Origin of the sequence: Acinetobacter sp. YH12226, from assembly GCF_013417805.1 — a bacterium.
Classification (GTDB): Bacteria; Pseudomonadota; Gammaproteobacteria; order Pseudomonadales; family Moraxellaceae; genus Acinetobacter.
This window is the reverse complement of record NZ_VPDG01000006.1, coordinates 22516-43469: the sequence shown is the minus strand read 5'-3', so window position 1 is coordinate 43469 and position 20954 is coordinate 22516. Positions and strand designations below refer to the sequence as shown.

The following is a 20954-nucleotide window of genomic DNA, read 5'->3' as shown; positions in this document are numbered from 1 at the left end:
GATAATAAAAAAGGATAATGTCGGTCATAACATTATCCATAAACTGCGCTGTTTTAAAGTTTTTTGCTGTTTAGAGCTTAGTATTTAAAGGTGATGCCTGCAGAAGCGAGACGGCCACCGTTCACATAGTACTGGTCGCCAGCGCTATGCACAGTTTTGTATTTCACATCACCGACATTTTCAATGTTAGTAAACAGTTTAACTGTTGGATTAATATTCCAATATGCATTTAAGTCAACACGTGCATAACCTGGAATATCACGACTAAAGTCCTTCGCTTTCGATTTTGCTACCAGTGCAGCACTTAAACCGTAATCGGCATTTTGTAGACCTGTCGATACAGTGAATGACTGACGAGGGCGACGTAATAGCTCTGAATTCTGTTTCGTATCTTCAGTTTTGACATAAGTGTAACCGGCATTAATAAAGAACTGATCTTTTGCCCATTGTGCCGTCAATTCGCCGCCAGTCATCTTGGCTTCATCAATGTTTTGGTTTTGGTAAACAGTAGTTGGAAGCCACTCTTCCCCACAATCAATAATACATTCCGAATTAATTAAATTATCGACTTCCGTATAGAAAGCGGAAGCACCTACTAAAATATTTAATGGAAGTTTTTGATCTATCCCCATTTCATACGAAATGCTTTCTTCAGGCTTCAGTTGATCATTGCCGCCAAAAGCATACATATCATTTAAAGTCGGTGCCTTAAATGCTGAACCAATATTGGTATAAATGCTGGTATTAGGGAGCAGTTGATAACGGATACCACCTTGTGCAACGGTATGTGAGCCAAATTTTTCGTTATCTTCGACACGCACACCCACCTGAGTGCTTAAGCTATTTGTCTGATACTGATGCTGAATATAGTAGCCTGTTGAATTAATATCTTCATCAATAGCCTGGGTTTTTGCATCGGTATTACGCTGGGTAATGCCCAGTAAAACATTTTGTGCTGCTGTGAAATTCCATTTGCCATAGATTTCTGCTTCTTGCGTGGTGCTATGTACAAAGCTGCTTGATGTGACCTGATCTAAGTCATCTTTAAACTGAGATAGACGTGCATTAATTTCAGTGGCTTGTGTTGGGTTAATACGACCTTTTAAGTTTACAATTTTATTTTCAAAATCTTGGCTGGAAAATGCACCCCAATTACTGTATTGGACATTTCCTGAGTTTTGACTGTAATCGAGTGATGTCGCATAACGCTCTTTTTCAATACCGAATTTTGCACTATAGCCTTTTTGATCATAACTATAGTCACGGGTGTCATTGATATTGAATACAGGTGTACCGTCAGTTTCTAATACTTGACCGCGAATTTGTGCATACACCCCATTTTCTGCCAAGTCAGCACCAATAATTGATTTGTAGGTTTGATTTTCACCAATTTCACCTGTAACAAAAGCACCCGTTTTTTCAGGTGTTTTTGTTACAAACTGCACTACACCACCAATTGCGTCTGTACCATAAAGCACAGACGCAGGGCCTTTTAATACTTCAATCTGTTTAAGATCAGTGGTGTCTAAAAAAGGAATAGACGCTGCACCTGTGGTGGCTGTATTTAAACGAACACCATCACGTAGTACTAAAACTTGATTGGAATTGGTACCGCGTAAAAAAATAGAAGTTTGCTGGCCATAACCACCCGATTGCACGACATTAATACTTGGGTCTGTTTTGAGTAAATCTGGTAGTGCTTTAAGAGGTGATTGCTTAAGAATTACAGGTTCAATAATCGAAATACGCGCTGGTACATTTTCAATGTTTTCTGCAGAGCGAGTTGCCGTGACCACAATGGTATCTAAAGATGCTTTCGCAACTTTTTGCTCGTTAGCAAAAACAGATGAAGTGGTACCCAACGCAAGTGCGATCGCACCTACCAAGGCAGTAGGTTGACAATGAAGTGACATGTTAAAGCTCCCTACATTCACTTCCCCGTGAATGATTGAGTTATAGAACACAACAAGCAGGTTTCCGGACTTAAATGTGCAAAGCAGCGACTTTGCTGTATATCCACCTTCCCACATCAAGATGCAGTGGTGTAAACCGAAGAGTTTAAATTGATAGACGTTTCATTTTTTACCGTTGCGGGGGCAGTGCTGGATTTACACCAGCTTCCCTAAAGCCTGAAGGCTTGGACTTGCTGCAAAGTGAGCGCAGTATAAAGTTTGTATGCCTTATAAACAATCTGCATCGAGAATAATCCGGATGAACTTTTACGCAAGTCAGAAAAATTGCATTACAATGATTTGCCCCAATCTTACAGATTGTTCAATACATTGGTAGATCTAGAGCCAACATAATATGCGAACCCGTGCCAAAATTTGTGGAATCACCCGAGTTGAAGATGTACATGCCGTAGCCAATGCTGGCTGTGACGCGATAGGATTTGTGTTTTATCCACCGAGTCCGCGGCATGTCACTTTAGAGCAGGCTGAAATCCTGATCCGGGCGGTTCCGGCGTATGTACAGGCGGTGGGTTTATTTGTGAATAGTCACGCAGATGAAATCCAGGCGATTTTAAATAAAATACCGCTGGATATTTTACAATTTCATGGCGATGAAACACCTGAACAGTGTCAGGCCATCGCCCAGCAGGTCGGACGCCGTTGGTATAAAGCCATTCAGGTAAAACCTGATCTGGATGCAGTCGCAGAAATTCAAGGTTATCAAGATGCAGGCGCAAGCGCAGTGCTATTAGATGCATGGCATCCTGATCTGAAAGGTGGCACAGGGCACAGCTTCGATTGGGACACATTTCCCAAACTCAATATTCCCTTGATCTTGGCAGGCGGTTTAAATCCTGACAATATTGAACAGGCAATTCTCACCACACAGGCGTATGCCGTCGATGTGAGTGGCGGTGTCGAGTCCGCAAAAGGTATTAAAGACCAACAACTCATAGAACGCTTTATGCAAGGAGTCCATCGTGGATCAGCAAAGTACTAGCCAGAACAGTCAGGCAGTTGACTATACCCAATTCCCGGATGAACGCGGGCATTTCGGTATTCATGGCGGACGTTTTGTGTCAGAAACACTCATGGCGGCTTTAGAAGACTTGGAAAAGCTCTATTTCCGTATGAAAGATGATGCGCAGTTTTTGGCAGAATTTGACCGTGACATGGCGTTTTACGTCGGTCGTCCGAGTCCTTTATATCATGCTGAACGATGGTCGAAAGAGTTGGGTGGCGCACAGATTTACCTGAAACGTGAAGACCTGAACCATACCGGTTCGCACAAAGTAAATAACACAATCGGTCAGGCCTTACTGGCGAAGCTTTCCGGCAAGAAACGTATTATTGCCGAAACAGGTGCAGGCCAGCATGGTGTAGCAACGGCAACAATTGCAGCACGTTTAGGTCTTGAATGTGTAGTATTCATGGGCGCAGACGATGTAAAACGTCAGGCGATGAACGTCTACCGTATGCGTTTATTAGGCGCGACGGTTGTGCCGGTAGAAAGTGGCTCTAAAACCTTAAAAGATGCCATGAATGAAGCCATGCGTGACTGGGTGACCAATGTTGATTCAACTTATTACGTGATTGGTACTGTGGCAGGTCCACACCCATATCCGCAACTGGTTCGTGATTTCCAGTCGATCATTGGTCGTGAAGCACGCCGTCAGATTCTGGAACAGGCTGGCCGTTTACCAGATGCCCTGGTAGCATGTGTCGGTGGTGGATCTAATGCAATGGGCTTGTTCTATCCATTCCTGAATGACCAAGATGTGAAAATGTACGGCGTTGAAGCAGCAGGTCATGGGATTGAATCAGGTAAACATTCTGCGCCATTGAATGCCGGTCATGTCGGTGTTCTGCATGGTAACCGTACTTATCTGATGTCGGATGCGCAAGGCCAGATCATCGAAACACATTCAATTTCTGCAGGTCTGGATTATCCGGGTGTGGGTCCGGAACATAGTTTTCTGAAAGATATGGATCGCGTGAAATACGTGCCGATCAATGATCAGGAAGCTTTACAGGGTTTCCGCGACTTGACCAAGATTGAAGGCATTATTCCGGCGTTAGAAAGCGCACATGCTATGGCTTATGTCACTAAACTTGCACCGACCATGGACAAGGATCAGATTATTATTGCGACGGTTTCAGGTCGTGGTGATAAAGACTTGATGACTGTGGCACGCATTGATGGGGTAGAAATGGTTGAGATGTAAGTTCCTTAAAGTCCTCTCCTTGCAGGAGAGGGTTTGGGAGAGGTTATTTCAATAAAAAATCGTGCTAAGTTTTCTTAGCACGATTTTTTATTGAGTAGATTTTGAAAGAACACGTTTGTATGGAATTAAGAGAATTCACCTTGCGCGCGCTCTTTGGCCCATTCACGTAAAACAAATTTCTGCAATTTTCCGGTCGAAGTTTTTGGAATTTCGGTAATCACCACATCCTTAGGCACTTTAAAACGGGCCAGATGCTCACGGCAGAATTCCATAATTTCTTCTTCCGAAGCTGTTATTCCTTCTTTGAGTTCGATAAAGGCACAAGGAACTTCCTGCCAGCGTGGATCAGGCTTGGCGACTACCGCCGCAGTCAGCACCGCCGGATGCTGATACAGTACTTCCTCCACTTCAAGTGAAGAAATATTTTCTCCGCCGGAAATAATCACGTCTTTAGAGCGGTCGGTAATTTTGGCATAGCCATCCGGTTGGCAAACTGCCAGATCTCCTGTATGGAACCAGCCTCCCGCAAAGGCTTCCGCGGTAGCTTCGGGATTTTTCAGATAGCCTTTCATCACGATATTGCCACGGAACATGATTTCACCCATGGTCTGGCCATCGTGTGGCACTTCCTGCATGGTATCCGGATCAAGTACTTTCATGCCATCTTGCAATGGATACGGTACGCCCTGACGGGAGTGCAACTGCGCCTGTTCCTGAATGGATAAATCACTCCAGCCTGCCTGAGATGCACATAGGGCAGAAGGGCCATAGGTCTCAGTCAAGCCATAAACATGCGTTACATTAATACCGATATTGCGCATGCCTTCGATAATCGCAGCTGGCGGTGCAGCACCCGCGACCATCACTTCGACACGGTGATCAATCTTGGCCTTTTTCTCTTCAGGTGCGTTAATCAGCATTGACAAGACAATCGGTGCCCCACAGAAGTAATCGACTTTATGTTCAGCAATCAGTTTAAAGATCAGTTCAGCATCGACTTTACGCAAGCAAACGTTGGTTCCGCCATTGGCCGCCATGGTCCAGGCAAAGCACCAGCCATTACAGTGGAACAGCGGAAGTGTCCATAAATAGGTAGCGCGTGGTGTCATGCCACAGGCGATAATATTACTGGCTGCGTTAATGTAGGCACCGCGATGATGATAGACCACGCCTTTCGGATTGCCGGTGGTACCGGAGGTATAACTTAAGCTGATAGCATCCCATTCATCTTGAGGCAAATGCCATTCAAAGTTTGCGTCGCCTTGCGCAATCCAGTCTTCATATTCGATTTGACCAATACGCTTATCTTCACCTTCAAACTCTGCATCGGCCACATCAATGACATAAATATCCTGTGACACCAAGGCAAGTGCTTCAGTCGCAAGTGCGGTAAATTCAGGATCGACCAAGAGCACTTTGCTTTCAGCGTGTTCCAGCATAAAAGCCAGTGTTTTGGCATCGAGACGGGTATTTAAAGTATTCAGGACTGCACCTGCCATCGGTACAGCAAAATGTGCTTCGATCATGGCAGGGACGTTAGGCAGCAGGACAGACACGGTATCATTTTTACCGATACCTAGTTTTTGGAGTTGGTTGGCAAACTGACGACAACGATTGTATTTCTCACGCCAGGTGATCCGGCGTTTACCGTGAATAATCGCATTCTGATTGGGATAGATATAAGCTGCACGATCAAGATAGCGTAAAGGTGATAAGGCTACAAAATTTGCAGGGGTACGCGGTAATTCATCATATGCGCTAACCATTGGAAAACTCCATTCTATATTTATTTTCATATCCTGTTGAAAAGATATGTATTTCTCAGAAATCTTGCATTTATGCTTTAGTCGAGTACGATTTTACAAATTTTAAGTATTTGAATATTAATAAAAATATTTAACCCTACTTAAATGTTTTGAACGCATGGGTTCCCAAGTTTGATTTTTTAGGTATTTTACTCTAGTTCAGCCATTAAAATAATATGAGCCCAGGAAGAATAATGAAAATACAACAGGCGAATGACGTCTGGCGAAACTGGTCGGGGAGCCAGTTCAGTGCCGCTCGGATTGTTCAGCCCAGCCAGATCAGTGAATTACAAAGTTTAGTGAAGACCCATGCACACATTCGTGCAGTGGGTGCAGGACATTCATTTAGCCCATTGGCCAAAACAGATGAGGTGTTGCTTAATCTCGATTTGTTAAAAGGTATCGTTGCCTTTGATCAAGAGAAAACCCAATGCACCGTGCGGGCCGGGACGCGTTTATATGATTTGGGGAAAGATCTGGTACCGATCAATCAGGCCTTAATCAATCAGGGCGATATAGACCAGCAAAGTCTGGCCGGAGCGATTTCTACCGGAACGCATGGCACGGGCATCGATTTACCTTGCATCTCTGCTTTCGTGGAAGGCTTTGAATTACTGACCGCGGATGGAGAGCTGTTGCAATGTCATCGTGAGCAGAATGCTGAGATATTTCAGGCTGGACGGGTGGCATTGGGCAGCTTAGGCATATTGACCCAAATAACCCTGCAAAATCGACCACGATATAAACTAAAAGAACAGATTCGGCTCTGTTCATTAAAAGACATATTTACCCATATTGATCAATGGAAACATCAGCATCGGTATATTGAATTTTGGGCTTTTTTACATGCCGATCAAGTGATGCTGAAAACTCTGGATGAAACGGATGCAACCATTCAGCCGAGAACAGATAGCTGGCCTCCGGAAGATATTTTATTGACTCTATGTTCGGAATTGACGCGACTCTTCCCAAAGACAAATCCCTATCTGCAAAAACTGCTCGGCGTATTTGTCAAACCGACTCGTTATGTAGACTGTTCATCCAGAATTTTTCCAACTCCGCGTAAGACCAGATTTAATGAAATGGAATATCAGGTTCCGGTTGAGTTTGGCTTGCAGTGTCTGGACGAGATTCTGCATGTTTTATGCAAACACCAAGTGCCGATGTTTTTCCCGATCGAGTTTCGTTATGTCAAAGGCGATGAGATCTGGCTAAGTCCTTTTTATCAGCGTGATTCGGTCTCCATTTCGATTCATCAATTTTATAAACAGGATTACCACGCGATCTTTGATCTGGTCGAGCCGATTTTACAGAAATATCAGGGACGACCGCATTGGGGCAAGTTACATAGTATGAGCGCAGCCTCGCTGCGCGAACTCTACCCGAAATGGGATAATTTCATGGTGCTACGTCAGCAATTGGATCCACAGCAAAAATGGCTGAATCCATATTTAAAAGAATTGTTTTTATCTGGGAAATGAGGAGAGGGCGATGCAATCAAATTATTTTCAGCAACTGACGCAGGAATTAAAACGGCAGGGCACTGGCACACCGCAACTGATTTTAGATTTAAAAACCTATCAACGTAATTTGGACTATGTACAGTCAAAATTGCCTGCGAAGTTAAAACCACGTCTGGTAGTGAAGTCTTTAGCCAGCATTCAGCTACTCAAACTGGCCAGTGAAAAACTAAATACCCAGCGCTTTATGGTCTTTCATCTGCCGCATCTGCTGGAGATTATAGGGACATTTCAGCAAGCCGATATCTTGTTGGGTAAACCGATGCCGATTCAGGCAGTCAAACATTTTTATCAAACTTTGTCTGATCAAAATAAAGCCAATGATCAAGTAATTATTCAATGGCTAATTGATGATGTGGAACGATTAAAACAATATCTGCAACTCGCGCAAAGCTTGAATACCTGCCTGAATGTCAATATTGAAATTGATGTAGGGCTACATCGTGGCGGCGTACAAACGCAGCAGCAATTTATAGCCTTAATGAAGCTGATTCAGCACAACGCGGCTTATCTCAAACTTTCGGGTCTAATGGGCTATGATGCACATGTCGCCAAACTGCCAAAAATTTTGAAAAGTCCCGACAAAAGTTATCAGCAATCGCAGCAGATGTATCAACAATACAAAAGTATTCTTCAGCGAAAATTCCCGGATTTATGGCATGAAGGTTTGTGTTTTAACGGTGGGGGAAGTCCAACCTTTATGCAGCATTGCCAGCAAAGTGTCTGTAATGATCTGGCCTTTGGCTCGATGCTGCTTAAGCCGAGTGATTTTGATCTGGAAAATTTGTCCGCTTTAAGCTGTGCTTTATGGATTGCCGCACCCATTTTAAAAGTGTTGCCTTGTAGTCAGATTCCCGGTCTGGAGCTGCTGAATTATCTTCCTCATCAATATAAAGCCGTATTTATTTATGGCGGCTATTGGCGAGCGGATTATATTTATCCTGAAAAAAGCCGGCCGCATGTGTTGCATGGCCGCAGCAGTAATCAGGAAATGCTTCAGGTGCCCATGCAGTGCGATATTCATGTCGATGATTATGTGTTTTTAAGACCGACACAAAGTGAAGCGCTGATCCCGCAATTCGACCAGCTGTATGTTTATGTAGAGGGAAAGTTTCTCCAGTGGCAGACGTTCCGGGAATAACTACATTCTGAAATGAAAAATGAGCCTAAGCCTTTAACGATCAGGCACAGATTTGGCGGTAAATCTTATTTTTATTGGGAAAAGGTTTAATCATGCGGCCAAGCCGTGTAAAATTCGAATCGATTTTATTTATCCACCGTTTTTATCTTTTGAGGCTGTGCCTCGATCATAATCTCGCGGTGATATGCTCCATGGTACGGGGCATCACTCCTTAAGGATTTCTTATGCCAATTATCACTTTGCCCAATGGCGATCAAAAACAGTTTGATCACGCCGTATCTGTGATGGACGTTGCACTTAGCATTGGTCCTGGTCTTGCAAAAAATACAGTTGCTGGTCGTGTCAACGATCGTTTGGTTGATGCGTCTGATCTCATCACTGAAGATGCAACACTACAAATCATCACGCCTAAAGACGAAGCCGGTGTCGAGATCATTCGCCATTCTTGTGCGCATTTGGTCGGTCATGCGGTTAAGCAACTGTTCCCAGAAGCAAAGATGGTCATTGGTCCGGTCATTGAGGAAGGTTTCTACTATGACATCTGGATGCCACGTCCGTTTACCTTAGACGACATGGCAGCGATTGAAGAGCGTATGAAAAAGCTCATCGATCAAGACTATGATGTTGTGAAAAAAATGACGCCGCGTGATGAAGTCATTGCTGAATTCACTGCGCGTGGCGAAGAATACAAATTGCGCCTGATCGCAGACATGCCTGAAGAAACACAAATGGGCTTGTACTACCATCAGGATTATTTGGATATGTGCCGTGGTCCGCATGTACCAAATACCAAATTCCTCAAATCGTTCAAGTTGACTAAAATCTCTGGTGCTTACTGGCGCGGTGACGCGAAAAACGAACAGCTACAACGTATTTACGGTACAGCGTGGGCAGACAAAAAACAGCTTGCTGCCTATGTAAAACGTATTGAAGAAGCTGAAAAACGCGATCACCGTAAAATCGGTAAAGCGCTAGACTTGTTCCATATGCAAGAAGAAGCACCAGGTATGGTGTTCTGGCATCCGAACGGCTGGACCATTTACCAGGTTCTTGAACAGTACATGCGTAAAGTTCAGCAAGACAACGGTTATGAAGAAATCCGTACACCGCAAGTGGTTGATTTCACGCTCTGGGAAAAATCAGGACATGCTGCTAACTATGCAGACAATATGTTCACCACGCATTCTGAAAACCGTAACTATGCGGTGAAGCCAATGAACTGTCCTTGTCACGTACAAGTGTTCAATCAAGGCTTGAAGTCATACCGTGATCTTCCTGTACGTTTAGCAGAATTCGGTTCATGTCACCGTAACGAACCATCAGGTTCTTTACACGGCATTATGCGTGTACGTGGCTTTACCCAAGATGACGCGCATATTTTCTGTACCAAAGAGCAGATTGGTCCTGAAGTTGCAGACTTTATCAAATTGACACTGGATGTATACAAAGATTTTGGCTTTGAAGAAGTACAAATGAAGTTGTCGACGCGTCCTGAAAAACGTGTGGGTGATGACAAGCTTTGGGATATGGCAGAAAAATCTTTGGCAGATGCTTTAGATGCTGCGGGTCTTGAGTGGGAGCTTCAACCAGGTGAGGGCGCATTCTACGGTCCGAAGATTGAATTCTCTCTGAAAGACTGCTTAGGTCGTGTCTGGCAGTGTGGTACCATTCAGTGTGACTTTAACTTGCCAGAACGTTTAGATGCGTCTTATGTCACTGAAGATAATGACCGCGATCAGCCAGTAATGTTACATCGTGCAATTCTTGGCAGTTTCGAGCGTTTTATTGGTATACTGATCGAACACTACGCAGGCTTCATGCCACCTTGGTTGGCACCAATGCAAGCATGTGTAATGAACATTACCGATTCTCAAGCTGAGGCATGTGAGTCAGTCGTCGCAAAACTTAAAGAAAACGGTATCCGTGCAATTTCTGACTTGAGAAATGAGAAAATCGGCTTTAAGATTCGTGAACGTACATTAGAGCGTATTCCTTACTTACTGGTACTTGGGGACCGTGAAGTAGAGGAAGGTACCGTAAACGTGCGTACCCGCTCAGGAACAAATTTGGGTACTATGTCAATCGATGCTTTCGTTGACCTAGTAAAAGCAGCCGTAGCCGAACGCGGCCGGTACATTGTGGAGTAACAGCGATTAAACAGCCTGACCGTAATCAACAGGGCGGTAACAAATCAAACCGTCCTGCCTTGAATGATGAAATTCGTGCGAAAGAAGTCCGTCTTGTAGACGAAAATGGTGAGCAGAAAGGGATTGTAAGCTTAGCTGACGCCCTACGCGCAGCAGAAAGTGTTGAACTTGATCTTGTTGAGATCGTAGCAAACGCTGAACCACCAGTATGTAAGATCATGGACTTCAACAAGCATTTGTTTGATCTTAAGCAAAAGCAGAAAGAAGCGAAGAAAAAACAACATCAAGTCCAGGTGAAAGAAATCAAGCTACGCCCGGGTACTGATGTTGGTGATTACAACGTAAAACTACGTGCAATCATCAAGTTCCTTGAAGAAGGTAACAAGGTGAAAATCACGCTTCGTTTCCGTGGTCGTGAAATGGCGCACCAACAGTTGGGTCTAGCTCAATTGCAAAAAATTGAAGCTGACGTGGCTGAATTCGGTACTGTTGAGCAGATGCCGAAAATGGAAGGCCGTCAAATGGGTATGCTACTTGGTCCTAAAAAGAAAAAGTAAGCACTCATTAAGCGAAAAAAGCCCTGCATATGCAGGGCTTTTTTTATGCTCTAAAGTTCCAGGCACTTTGTATGGCCTGCATAATCTGTTGAGCTTGCGGGCGGGAAAACATCGACAGCTGAATCCGGAAAAATCCAAGAAAAATTTGATTCATCAGACCGGGCTGGCACAATTTAAAATCCAAAGTGCCATCGCGTTGACTAATCACATGCGCTGGCATGTTATAGAGCCAGCTTTTGAGATGTGCTTTGAGAGAAGCATAGCGTGGATTCAGAAAGCTATACTGTACCGAATGTCGTTTTAAGCACAGGCTGATGCGGAAACTGGCCAAAGTATAATAAATAGCTTGTGAGGTGATTTTCAGTTTAGTTCCCAGCATAAGCAGCGAAAGACCAAGAAAGCCGCCAATATAAATATAAAAGTCAGGAGACTCCTGCCATAAAAATAATAGTCCTTGGAAAAAACTGGAATTGCTACGCACACTGCTGAAATAAAAAATGCTGAATATTCCGACCGGATAACAAAACAGTAAATATCCCATAGCGCGCATGATCGGGCTAGTTTGATGAAACAGGATGTTTTCTGGCACATTCATGGTTTATTTTTATGATCAGAAAGCGTATTGCCTTAATGAGCTTAGGTAATCTGTAGCCAAAAAGAAAGGCCCTTTCGGACCTTCCTTTGCGTACTTAATCAAGCTTATTCCACTGATTTTTCATCGTTTGCAATGAGCAGTTTATTGCCAATCGGGATTTGACGTGGCAATTTTTCTTCTGGAATAATGCGCTGCAAGTCGATGATCAATAAACCATTTTCATAGTCTGCCTGTTGTACCTCAATATATTCATCCAGACGTAAAGACAATTTAAATGCACGTCGCGCAATGCCTTTGTACAGGAATTCAATACTGTCATTGCTCTGGTTTTCAGGCTTGCCTAGGATGGTCAGCAACTTATTTTCCAGACGAATGTCGAGTTCTTCCTGACGAAAACCCGCAGTTGCCACCACGATGCGGTAATTATTCTCACCACGCTTTTCGATATTATACGGTGGGTAATTCGGTGCATCGCTTTGCATGGCATAGTCAATAAAGTCATTCAAGCGATCAAAGCCAATACTACGACGAAATAATGGATGAAGATTTAAGTTACTCATGATTAGAACCTTCTCACTAAAGCAAAGTTATAAAAACAAGAAAATAAGATCTGTCATGTCAGACATCAACAGCGCATAAGATTGACGCAATCCTTATGCAGAAATAAATATGTGTTTGGAGCTGAAATTTTCAAGATCAAAAAGAAAAAAATATATAAATTTTTAATAAGATTTTGATATTTATTGAAAAATAATTTTAAAATGCAGACTTGTTGTTTCTTTCTAAATCCTCTATGTTGAGTACATCGTCGCATAGTAAAAGTGCAGGGAGTATTAAAAGAAAATGATCGATTTATATTATTGGGGCACCCCCAACGGCCATAAAATTAGTATTGCTCTAGAAGAAATGGGGCTGGAATATCAAATTATTCCCATCAATATTCTGGAAAATGACCAGTTCCAGTCCGATTTTCTGGCTATTTCTCCCAATAATAAAATCCCGGCAATTGTTGATCAGGATGGGCCACATGGCCGCGCCATTTCAATTTTTGAGTCAGGTGCGATTTTGCAATATCTAGGTCGCAAAACAGGTCTGTTTTATCCAACTGATGAAGTGAAGCGTATTCAGGTTGAACAGTGGCTGATGTGGCAAATGGGCGGTTTGGGGCCGATGCTCGGGCAAAATCATCACTTTAGCCGTTTTGCACCTGAGCGGATTGCTTATGCCACAGAGCGCTATGTCAATGAAAGCAAGCGTTTATATGGGGTGTTGAATAAGCAGCTGGTCGGGCAGGATTATGTTGCCGGCGAATACTCGATTGCTGATATGGCGATATTTCCGTGGTTATTGCGACACGACTGGCAGCAGATCAATCTGGAAGATTATCCTGAAGTTTCCAAATATATTGATCGCTTGAATGCTCGTCCTGCGGTTCAGAAAGCGCTGGCGATACAGGTCAGTTAAGCATCTGCCTTTATGCTAAAATAGCCTTAAGCAAATAAAGCCACCCTTACGGTGGTTTTTTATTGGATGGATATATGAACGATTTTCTTCTGAACTTTACCAAGATTGTTGAAAGTAATACCCGAATTTACTGGAGCATTCTTTTCGGCATTGCTGCATGTTTAGTGCTGTATGTTGCTGAAATTGTGCATATCGATCAGGTGATTGCTGCCCTAAATACCAAAGATCAGCAGATTTTACGTGCTGCAATTGCACCGCTCAATGAGCAGTATAAATGGGCGCGGATCATGGCGATGGTGACTGCAGTCGTTTGGTCCAGTTGGGAATATAGTAAAGCCAAGAAAAAAATGGGCTTGAGCCGTTAATGCTGTAATGAGCCTGTTTTTACTGTTTCTATCTGCCTTTGGTGCAGCGACCTTACTGCCTTTACAGTCTGAAGCTGTGCTACTGGGGCTTTTAGTGCAGGGTGAGCAGAGTGAGGTACTGTTAATTGCGGTGGCCAGTTTGGGGAATATACTGGGTTCTTGTGTGAACTGGTATCTGGGACTCAAGATTGAGCATTATAAAAATAAAAAGTGGTTTCCGGTTTCAGCAGATAAGATGCTCAAGGCGCAAAAGACCTATCAGAAATATGGTTACTGGTCTTTACTGCTGAGCTGGGTGCCTATCATTGGTGATCCGATTACCCTGATTGCGGGACTATTAAAAGAAAACCTCGTCCGTTTTCTGCTGATGGTCAGCATCGCTAAAATTGGACGTTATCTGTTTGTCTATGCGGCCTTTGCCATGTTCTAAACTTGAAAATAATTTTCCTGATCCAGTCTTGGATATTATTTCAGAGCGAAATCATTCTTTAAATTCGCTTATTGGGTGAAGATGCTTTTGTTTTAAACAAAGATGCTTTAGAATACTCGCTCCCTTACCTGCAGGTCGTTTTGTAATGGTGCAAACGAGCCGAACAGGTGTTCAAAAGAGGTTGTTATGCCTAAGATGAAAACTCGCCGTGGTGCAGCTAAACGCTTTAAAGCGACTGCTAACGGTTTTAAGCGTAAACAAGCGTTCAAACGCCACATTTTGACCAAAAAATCTGCTAAGCGTATTCGTCAATTGCGCGGCTGTGTAATGGTTCACGTAAGTGACGTTGCTTCAGTTCGTCGTATGTGCCCGTACATCTAAGGAGATTATAAATGGCTCGTGTAAAACGTGGTGTACAGGCTCATCGCCGTCACAAAAAAATTCTTGCTCGCGCTAAAGGTTACTATGGTGCTCGTTCACGCGTTTACCGCGTAGCGTTCCAGGCGGTAATCAAAGCTGGTCAATATGCTTACCGTGACCGTCGTCAGAAGAAACGTCAATTCCGCGCTTTGTGGATTGCACGTATCAACGCTGGTGCTCGTCAAAATGGTTTGTCGTACAGCCGTATGATCGCTGGCTTGAAAAAAGCTCAAGTGATTATCGACCGTCGCGTACTTGCTGACATCGCTATGCATGACGCAGTTGCGTTTGCTGCTTTAGCTTCTAAAGCTAAAGATGCATTGGCTGCATAAGTCTTTATGACTTGAAAAAAGACCGCCATTTGGTGGTCTTTTTTATGCTTAAATAAAAGTAGTCATTTTAAATATTATTTAAAAATCAATATTGTAAATCCTATATTTTTTAGTCATTGTTAAACTGCATAATCAAAAATAAGGCTTAAAAATAATGATTCGACTTGCCACTCAACAGGATGTCCTGCCGATTGCCCAAGTGCACGTACAAAGCTGGCGTGAAAGCTATAAAAACATCATCAAACAAGAAATTTTAGATGCATTGTGTGTAGAACAAAGAGCTGCCTTGTAGCGTTCTGTGCTTGAACAGGAAAATCGACAGGTATTTGTCTATGAAGAAAATGCTCAGGTGCTCGGATTTGCTGCCTTTAATTTTCCAGTGGATGCACCAATTAGTGAATTGAGAGCACTTTATTTGCTTCAAAATATTCAAGGTCGCGGCATTGGACGTGATTTGGTTCAATTGGGTCTGGGTTTAAGTCGAGAAAAATCCTACCAGTATATGCAGTGCAGCGTATTGAACCTGAATTCCAGTCGTTATTTTTATGAAAAGACCGGCGCCTATTTTGTCAGTGAAGGAGATGCCAGCGATCTGGGCGAGAATCTTAAAGACTTATGTTATCAGTGGGACATTTAATTTTTGAATACTCTGGCCCAGCTGGCTCAACGTAGAAAAATCTAAAACCTGGGAAAAGACGATAGAAAATAAATCAGCCCTTAGAAATGTATGGCTGATTTATCTTTTTATCTCAATATCTCCACCGGTCAATTAAGAGAGCATTTCCGGCCGATCAGCAAATGACAGCTTCGGCTCATTCAAATAATGCTGAAATTTTAAGACAGATACTCAGTCGTGATTCCATCATCTGATGGATGATGAAAACCATCACAAAATCGTCAGCATTATTTCAAGTTGATGCCTGCTCATGAATATCAAAATATCCATTGAATTCTGCCCGTGATGTTCAAGCTTTTCTGGCAAAATGTTAAAGGCCGAAATAGTAGCCAATCAGACAGATAATCACAGTGATCACAATTAAGGTCAGCACATTTGCAGATGAACTGGATTTGCCTGGGTCCTGAGGTTTTTCTGCTTTAGAAATTTTTGGTGAGCGGTCTTCGGTACTCATACCGACAAATGGGTCAGGTGCAACTTTTGGTGTTAGCTGTGCAGTTTTATAGTGATTGGCGACTTTGCTGATGAATTTAGCACTTAAATCATCAATTTTTTGCGAAAAATGTCGCAGGTTAAGTTGCTGCTCCGGGCTGAGTACTTCGCCATCTGCACGATAGGGATGCTGGATTTTCGTTTGAATAAAGTCATTTAAGGCGTCTAGGCGGTACAAAGTCTGGTGAGCATAATCCGCTGAATAGTCAGTGGGAATTAAGGCCAAATGACTTTCGCTATCGGCTTGAATGGCAGGCATGGTGCCGTAATAAGGCAAATTGGTATATGCAGGTTCGGTAAAATCTTGGGCAAGGCTACTTTCAAACAGTTCATGATCGGTATAGGCCTGAATATCATCCCAGTTTGGGGCTTCCAGATCGACATCAATGCGCTTGGCCAGTTTAGGATTTAGCTCATAACACCAGAATGTTTCATGGCGTAAAGGGGATTGCTGTGATTTAGGTGCTTCGTAATCATTGTCTGCGCTGTACCATTCAGGCAGTTCCTTGCCGATGATCCAGGCAGTTTTGGTTTTAGCACCATGACTGACAATAAAATGTGCCAGTGGTAATAGCTCAACATTGGCATTCGGATTTTTTTCATCAACCAGTAAATCAGAGCGATGCAAGCTAAGGCGACGCACACCTTGTTTTTTCAAGCCTTCCAGCCAGATCTGGAAATGCTGGGCCAGCAGATGTTGTGACATCAGATCCCGAAAGGCAAACTGATGCTGATTAAAAATGGAATGTTGAATCCAACGATTGAAACTCAGGTCCTGAGTCAAATACTCATTGCCGTAAGTGACGAGGGTCAGTTGCTGTTTCCAAATTTGATCGAGTGCCATAGTGATTTGATCTGATTGATATTGTGTTTATCTTATACTTTTTATATTTAATCATGCCAATCTAATTTTCCTTAAAACGCATCTTCATCAAAGTGTCTAAAAACTGTTAGAATGTGGGGTTTTTAAAATATTTTTTAACCTGTTGCTTTGAGAGTTACTATGTCACTGGAAGCCCTGACCACTGAAGCGCTCGCTGCGATTGCAGCAGCTCAAGACCTTGCTGCACTTGATCAAGTACGAGTGCAATTTACGGGGAAAAAAAGCCAGCTCGCGGAACAATCTAAGTCGCTTGGTAAAATGGATCCCGAAGAACGTAAAGTCTTCGGCGCACAAATCCATGCTGTACGTGAAACTATTACCGCTGCATTGACCTCACGTCAGGCAGAATTGCATAAAGCTGCCTTAGAACAAAAACTGGCAAGCGAAACCATTGATATTACTTTACCAGGTCGTGGCCAACAGGTGGGCAGTATCCATCCAGTGACCCAGGTGCAAGAGCGTATTTGCCAGTTCTTTACCAAGGCAGGTTTTACGGTTGCAACAGGTCCTGAAGTTGAAGATGACTACCACAACTTTGAAGCACTGAACATTCCGGGTCATCACCCGGCGCGTGCCATGCACGATACCTTCTATTTTGATGTGAACCATTTGCTGCGTACGCATACGTCTGGTGTACAGATTCGTACCATGGAAACCCAGCAACCACCAATCCAGATCGTGTGTCCGGGCCGTGTTTACCGTTGTGATTCGGATCAAACCCACTCACCGATGTTCCATCAGATCGAAGGTTTATACGTGGCTGAAAATACCAGCTTCGCGGAACTGAAAGGTTTGCTGATTAACCTGCTGAACGAATTCTTCGAAAAAGATTTGAAAGTACGTTTCCGTCCATCTTATTTCCCGTTCACAGAGCCGAGTGCGGAAGTGGATATTATGGATGAACGCGGTCGCTGGTTAGAAGTATTGGGCTGCGGTATGGTGCATCCGAATGTGCTGCAAGCTGCAGGCATTGATCCTGAAAAATACAAAGGCTTTGCTTTTGGTCTGGGTGTTGAACGTTTTGCAATGCTGCGTTATGGCGTAAATGACTTACGTATGTTCTTCCAAAACGATGTGCGTTTCTTACGCCAGTTTGCTTAAAACTTTTTAATAATCCTCTCCTAACCTCTTCTTTTAAAAAGGAGAGGGACTCCGCGAAATAGATGGAGTTCTCCCCCTTTGGAAAATGGGGAGCAGAGGGGGATTCTAGAGATTTGAATTACAGGTTTTATATCAATGAAAATTAGCGAAAATTGGCTACGCACATGGGTTAACCCAGCCATCGATAGCGAAAAACTTTCTGATCAACTGACCATGTTGGGTCTGGAAGTGGATGAACTTGCGCCTGCAGCTAAACCCTTTACCGGCGTAGTGGTGGGGGAAGTCCTGACAGTAGAACAACATCCTGATGCAGATCGCTTGCGTGTGACCACTGTCAATATCGGTTCAGGTGAGCCTCTACAAATTGTATGTGGTGCGCCAAATGTACGTGCTGGCATGAAAGCACCGGTTGCGACCATTGGTGCAGTACTTCCGGGTGATTTCAAAATCAAGAAAGGCAAGCTACGTGGTATCGAGTCACAAGGCATGCTGTGCGGCGCTTCAGAAATCGATTTGGAAGATAAAATTGATGGTTTGTTAGAGCTTCCAGCGGATGCACCAGTAGGTATGAACATTCGTGAATATCTAGACCTTGATGACAACGTGATTGACATCAGCATTACACCGAACCGTGGGGACTGCTTCAGTATTCGCGGGATCGCACGTGAAATTGGTGTGATTAACCAATTGCCAGTAACTGCCCCTGAAATTAAAGAAGTAGCTGCGACTATTAGCGAAGAAAAGAAAGTCGTTGTATCGACTGAAGGCTGTCCACGTTACTTGGGTCGTGTGATCAAGAACGTCAATACCAAGGCTGTGACTCCTGTATGGATGGAGCGTGCATTGGCACGTTCAGGTATCCGTCAGCACAGCATTCTGGTCGATATTACCAACTATGTGCTGATGGAGCTGGGTCAACCGCTACACGCATTTGATGGCGGCAAAGTTCAAGGCGCAGTACATGTACGTCAAGCGACAGAAGATGAAAAGTTAGTTTTGCTCAATGAACAAGAAGTGGAGCTGAATGAAAAAGTGATGGTGATTGCAGATGATGAAAAAGCATTGGCCATTGCTGGTATTATGGGTGGCTTGTTTTCAGCAGTCAGCGATGCAACCACTGAAATTTTCCTGGAATCAGCATTCTTCGCGCCACTGCATATTGCCGGTCGTGCACGTAGCTTTGGCCTGCATACTGATGCTTCTCAGCGTTATGAACGTGGTGTCGATTTTGAATTGCCATTGATCGCTATGCACCGCGCATCACAATTGATTGCGGAACTTGCGGGCGGTGAGTTTGGACCAATTACAGTTGCCGAAAATGCAGCATTATTGCCAACACGCGACGCAATTGAGTTGAATCAAGCACAAGTCGATCAACTGCTGGGTTATAGTGTTGACTCAGCGTTCATTACTGATGCTTTAAGCCGTTTAGGTTGTGAAGTTACAGTAAAAGCAGAAGGCGAGTGGTCAGTGGTACCGCCATCACATCGTTATGATATGGTGATTTACCAAGATTTGATCGAAGAAGTGGCGCGTATTCACGGTTATGACAATATTCAAATCAGCCTGCCTGTGATTGATGTGAAGCTGGCGAAATACCAAGATCAGTTTGAATTGGGCCAACTCCGTCAAACTGCCGTAACTTTAGGTTACCAAGAAGCGATCAGCTTTAGCTTCGCAGACCTAAAGCTTGAAAAGCAACTTAATTCCAGTGTGAATCCATTAGTATTAGCCAATCCAATTTCAAGTGATTTGGCAGTGATGCGTTCAACCTTGCTGTCTAGCCTTATTCCTTGTGTTCAGTACAATGTCAACCGCCAGCAAAGCCGTGTACGTTTCTTTGAGCTCGGTCTGCGTTTTGACTATCAAGAAGCCAGCAGCATCCATGATTTAAAACAGATTCCAACTTTTGCATTGATTGCGACTGGTTCACGTCATGCTGAATCTTGGCATGTGAAACCCGCTGCAATGGACTTCTTTGACTTTAAGGGTGATGTAGAAGAAATTTTGGCTGCTGGTCGTGTCAAAGTAGAATATGTGCGTTCAGAGCGTAGCTGGTTGCATCCTGGACAATCCGCAGAAATTCTCGTGAATGGTCAATCAATTGGTTACTTGGGGCGTTTACATCCCTCACTTGAAGACGAACTTGATCTGGCAACCACATGGGTAGCAGAATTGGATCAAGCGGCTGTTTTGCAAACTTATGTATCTAATTTTACAGAATTATCACGTTTTCCATCGGTTCGACGTGATATTGCGCTTTTAATTAGTGATAAGATTAATGTTAGCGAAATTCAGGGACTTATCGAAAAAACAGGCGGAGAGCTTTTAGACTCAACTTGGTTGTTCGATGTGTACACTGGACAAGGAGTAGAAGAAGGGAAACGCTCACTGGCATTTGCACTTCTCTGGCAGCATCCAAGCCGTACACTGGAAGATGCTGAAATTAAATCAGGTATGGATAATATCCTTCAAGTGTTAGAAAACACTTACCAAGCGACATTGAGGGCTTCATGACAGCACTAACTAAAGCAGAAATGGCTGATCATTTAAGTGAGCTCACGAGTTTAAACCGTCGTGAAGCAAAACAAATGGTTGAGTTGTTCTTCGATGAGATTAGCCAGGCGCTCATCTCAGGCGAGCAAGTAAAACTTTCGGGTTTTGGTAATTTCGAGTTGCGTGATAAGCGTCAACGTCCGGGCCGTAACCCGAAAACGGGTGAAGAGATTCCGATTTCTGCACGCCGTGTGGTCACCTTCCGTGCCGGACAGAAGTTCCGTCAACGTGTGGGAAATGAGCAGGTCAATTGATCTGCTTTTTAAAACTGGAATCTAATATCTTTAAATTCC

21 protein-coding genes and 1 riboswitch are annotated in these 20954 nt (G+C 43.6%); of the genes, 16 read left to right on the top strand and 5 right to left on the bottom strand.

Features of this window, described 5'->3' with window-relative positions; translation table 11 throughout:
* Window positions 1-77: 77 nt before the first annotated feature.
* Window positions 78-1913, bottom strand: coding sequence for a TonB-dependent siderophore receptor (locus FTV08_RS08185; protein WP_180087066.1), 1836 nt, complete (start codon window positions 1911-1913; stop codon window positions 78-80).
* 37 nt (window positions 1914-1950) lie between these two features.
* Window positions 1951-2162: riboswitch (cobalamin riboswitch) on the bottom strand.
* Window positions 2163-2307: 145 nt separating this feature from the next.
* On the opposite strand from FTV08_RS08185, the gene FTV08_RS08180 reads away from it, so the two are divergent.
* Complete coding sequence (locus FTV08_RS08180) at window positions 2308-2952, top strand: phosphoribosylanthranilate isomerase (RefSeq protein WP_164542764.1); 645 nt, start codon at window positions 2308-2310, stop codon at window positions 2950-2952.
* On the top strand, window positions 2933-4177 hold the full coding sequence (trpB, locus tag FTV08_RS08175; RefSeq protein WP_004732965.1) for a tryptophan synthase subunit beta: 1245 nt from the start codon (window positions 2933-2935) through the stop codon (window positions 4175-4177). Before FTV08_RS08180 ends, trpB begins: the two co-directional genes overlap by 20 nt.
* A gap of 125 nt (window positions 4178-4302) precedes the next feature.
* Here the strand turns inward: trpB and FTV08_RS08170 are convergent, their stop codons facing one another.
* Complete coding sequence (locus FTV08_RS08170) at window positions 4303-5943, bottom strand: acyl-CoA synthetase (protein ID WP_005103303.1); 1641 nt, start codon at window positions 5941-5943, stop codon at window positions 4303-4305.
* 233 nt (window positions 5944-6176) lie between these two features.
* Here FTV08_RS08170 and FTV08_RS08165 point away from each other — a divergent pair, with 233 nt between their 5' ends.
* The 4 genes from FTV08_RS08165 (at window position 6177) to infC (ending at window position 11347) form a co-directional block, all read left to right on the top strand.
* Complete coding sequence (locus FTV08_RS08165; protein WP_174894653.1) at window positions 6177-7463, top strand: D-arabinono-1,4-lactone oxidase; 1287 nt, start codon at window positions 6177-6179, stop codon at window positions 7461-7463.
* Window positions 7464-7473: 10 nt separating this feature from the next.
* A complete protein-coding gene (locus FTV08_RS08160) occupies window positions 7474-8643 on the top strand; it encodes an alanine racemase (RefSeq protein ID WP_180087065.1) in 1170 nt (389 codons plus the stop codon).
* 224 nt (window positions 8644-8867) lie between these two features.
* The gene (gene thrS / locus FTV08_RS08155; protein WP_004278291.1) at window positions 8868-10790 is read left to right on the top strand and encodes a threonine--tRNA ligase; all 1923 of its coding nucleotides are present in this window, start codon (window positions 8868-8870) and stop codon (window positions 10788-10790) included.
* Window positions 10791-10795: 5 nt separating this feature from the next.
* Window positions 10796-11347: a translation initiation factor IF-3 gene (gene infC, locus FTV08_RS08150; protein ID WP_071850398.1), complete on the top strand. Its 552-nt coding sequence runs from the start codon at window positions 10796-10798 to the stop codon at window positions 11345-11347.
* 43 nt (window positions 11348-11390) lie between these two features.
* Here the strand turns inward: infC and FTV08_RS08145 are convergent, their stop codons facing one another.
* Together FTV08_RS08145 and FTV08_RS08140 are read right to left on the bottom strand one after the other, a co-directional pair.
* Window positions 11391-11942, bottom strand: a complete 552-nt coding sequence (locus FTV08_RS08145) for a hypothetical protein (protein ID WP_180087064.1) — start codon at window positions 11940-11942, stop codon at window positions 11391-11393.
* Between the two features lie 104 nt (window positions 11943-12046).
* A complete protein-coding gene (locus FTV08_RS08140; RefSeq protein WP_004732955.1) occupies window positions 12047-12502 on the bottom strand; it encodes an Hsp20 family protein in 456 nt (151 codons plus the stop codon).
* Window positions 12503-12785: 283 nt separating this feature from the next.
* Here FTV08_RS08140 and FTV08_RS08135 point away from each other — a divergent pair, with 283 nt between their 5' ends.
* The 7 genes from FTV08_RS08135 (at window position 12786) to FTV08_RS08105 (ending at window position 15590) form a co-directional block, all read left to right on the top strand.
* Window positions 12786-13406 carry a glutathione S-transferase family protein gene (locus tag FTV08_RS08135; RefSeq protein ID WP_180087063.1) on the top strand — a complete coding sequence of 207 codons (621 nt, stop codon included), beginning with the start codon at window positions 12786-12788 and terminating at the stop codon, window positions 13404-13406.
* A gap of 74 nt (window positions 13407-13480) precedes the next feature.
* On the top strand, window positions 13481-13771 hold the full coding sequence (locus tag FTV08_RS08130; RefSeq protein WP_004647523.1) for a hypothetical protein: 291 nt from the start codon (window positions 13481-13483) through the stop codon (window positions 13769-13771).
* Window positions 13772-13778: 7 nt separating this feature from the next.
* The gene (locus FTV08_RS08125; protein WP_005250780.1) at window positions 13779-14201 is read left to right on the top strand and encodes a YqaA family protein; all 423 of its coding nucleotides are present in this window, start codon (window positions 13779-13781) and stop codon (window positions 14199-14201) included.
* A 186-nt stretch (window positions 14202-14387) separates the two neighbouring features.
* Window positions 14388-14582: a 50S ribosomal protein L35 gene (rpmI, locus tag FTV08_RS08120; protein ID WP_004278281.1), complete on the top strand. Its 195-nt coding sequence runs from the start codon at window positions 14388-14390 to the stop codon at window positions 14580-14582.
* An 11-nt stretch (window positions 14583-14593) separates the two neighbouring features.
* Window positions 14594-14953 (top strand): 50S ribosomal protein L20, encoded by a 360-nt coding sequence (gene rplT / locus FTV08_RS08115; RefSeq protein WP_004647525.1) that lies wholly within the window; start codon window positions 14594-14596, stop codon window positions 14951-14953.
* A 154-nt stretch (window positions 14954-15107) separates the two neighbouring features.
* Window positions 15108-15245, top strand: coding sequence for a hypothetical protein (locus FTV08_RS16230; protein WP_005250783.1), 138 nt, complete (start codon window positions 15108-15110; stop codon window positions 15243-15245).
* A 6-nt stretch (window positions 15246-15251) separates the two neighbouring features.
* Window positions 15252-15590 (top strand): GNAT family N-acetyltransferase, encoded by a 339-nt coding sequence (locus tag FTV08_RS08105; RefSeq protein WP_005250784.1) that lies wholly within the window; start codon window positions 15252-15254, stop codon window positions 15588-15590.
* Between the two features lie 349 nt (window positions 15591-15939).
* On the opposite strand, the gene FTV08_RS08100 is transcribed toward FTV08_RS08105, so the two are convergent.
* A complete protein-coding gene (locus tag FTV08_RS08100; RefSeq protein WP_005250786.1) occupies window positions 15940-16965 on the bottom strand; it encodes a hypothetical protein in 1026 nt (341 codons plus the stop codon).
* 159 nt (window positions 16966-17124) lie between these two features.
* Here FTV08_RS08100 and pheS point away from each other — a divergent pair, with 159 nt between their 5' ends.
* From pheS to FTV08_RS08085, 3 genes are all read left to right on the top strand, one after another.
* On the top strand, window positions 17125-18105 hold the full coding sequence (gene pheS / locus FTV08_RS08095) for a phenylalanine--tRNA ligase subunit alpha (protein WP_004278272.1): 981 nt from the start codon (window positions 17125-17127) through the stop codon (window positions 18103-18105).
* A 135-nt stretch (window positions 18106-18240) separates the two neighbouring features.
* On the top strand, window positions 18241-20622 hold the full coding sequence (gene pheT, locus FTV08_RS08090) for a phenylalanine--tRNA ligase subunit beta (RefSeq protein ID WP_148334987.1): 2382 nt from the start codon (window positions 18241-18243) through the stop codon (window positions 20620-20622).
* The gene (locus FTV08_RS08085) at window positions 20619-20915 is read left to right on the top strand and encodes an integration host factor subunit alpha (RefSeq protein WP_004278269.1); all 297 of its coding nucleotides are present in this window, start codon (window positions 20619-20621) and stop codon (window positions 20913-20915) included. Before pheT ends, FTV08_RS08085 begins: the two co-directional genes overlap by 4 nt.
* Window positions 20916-20954 lie beyond the last annotated feature (39 nt).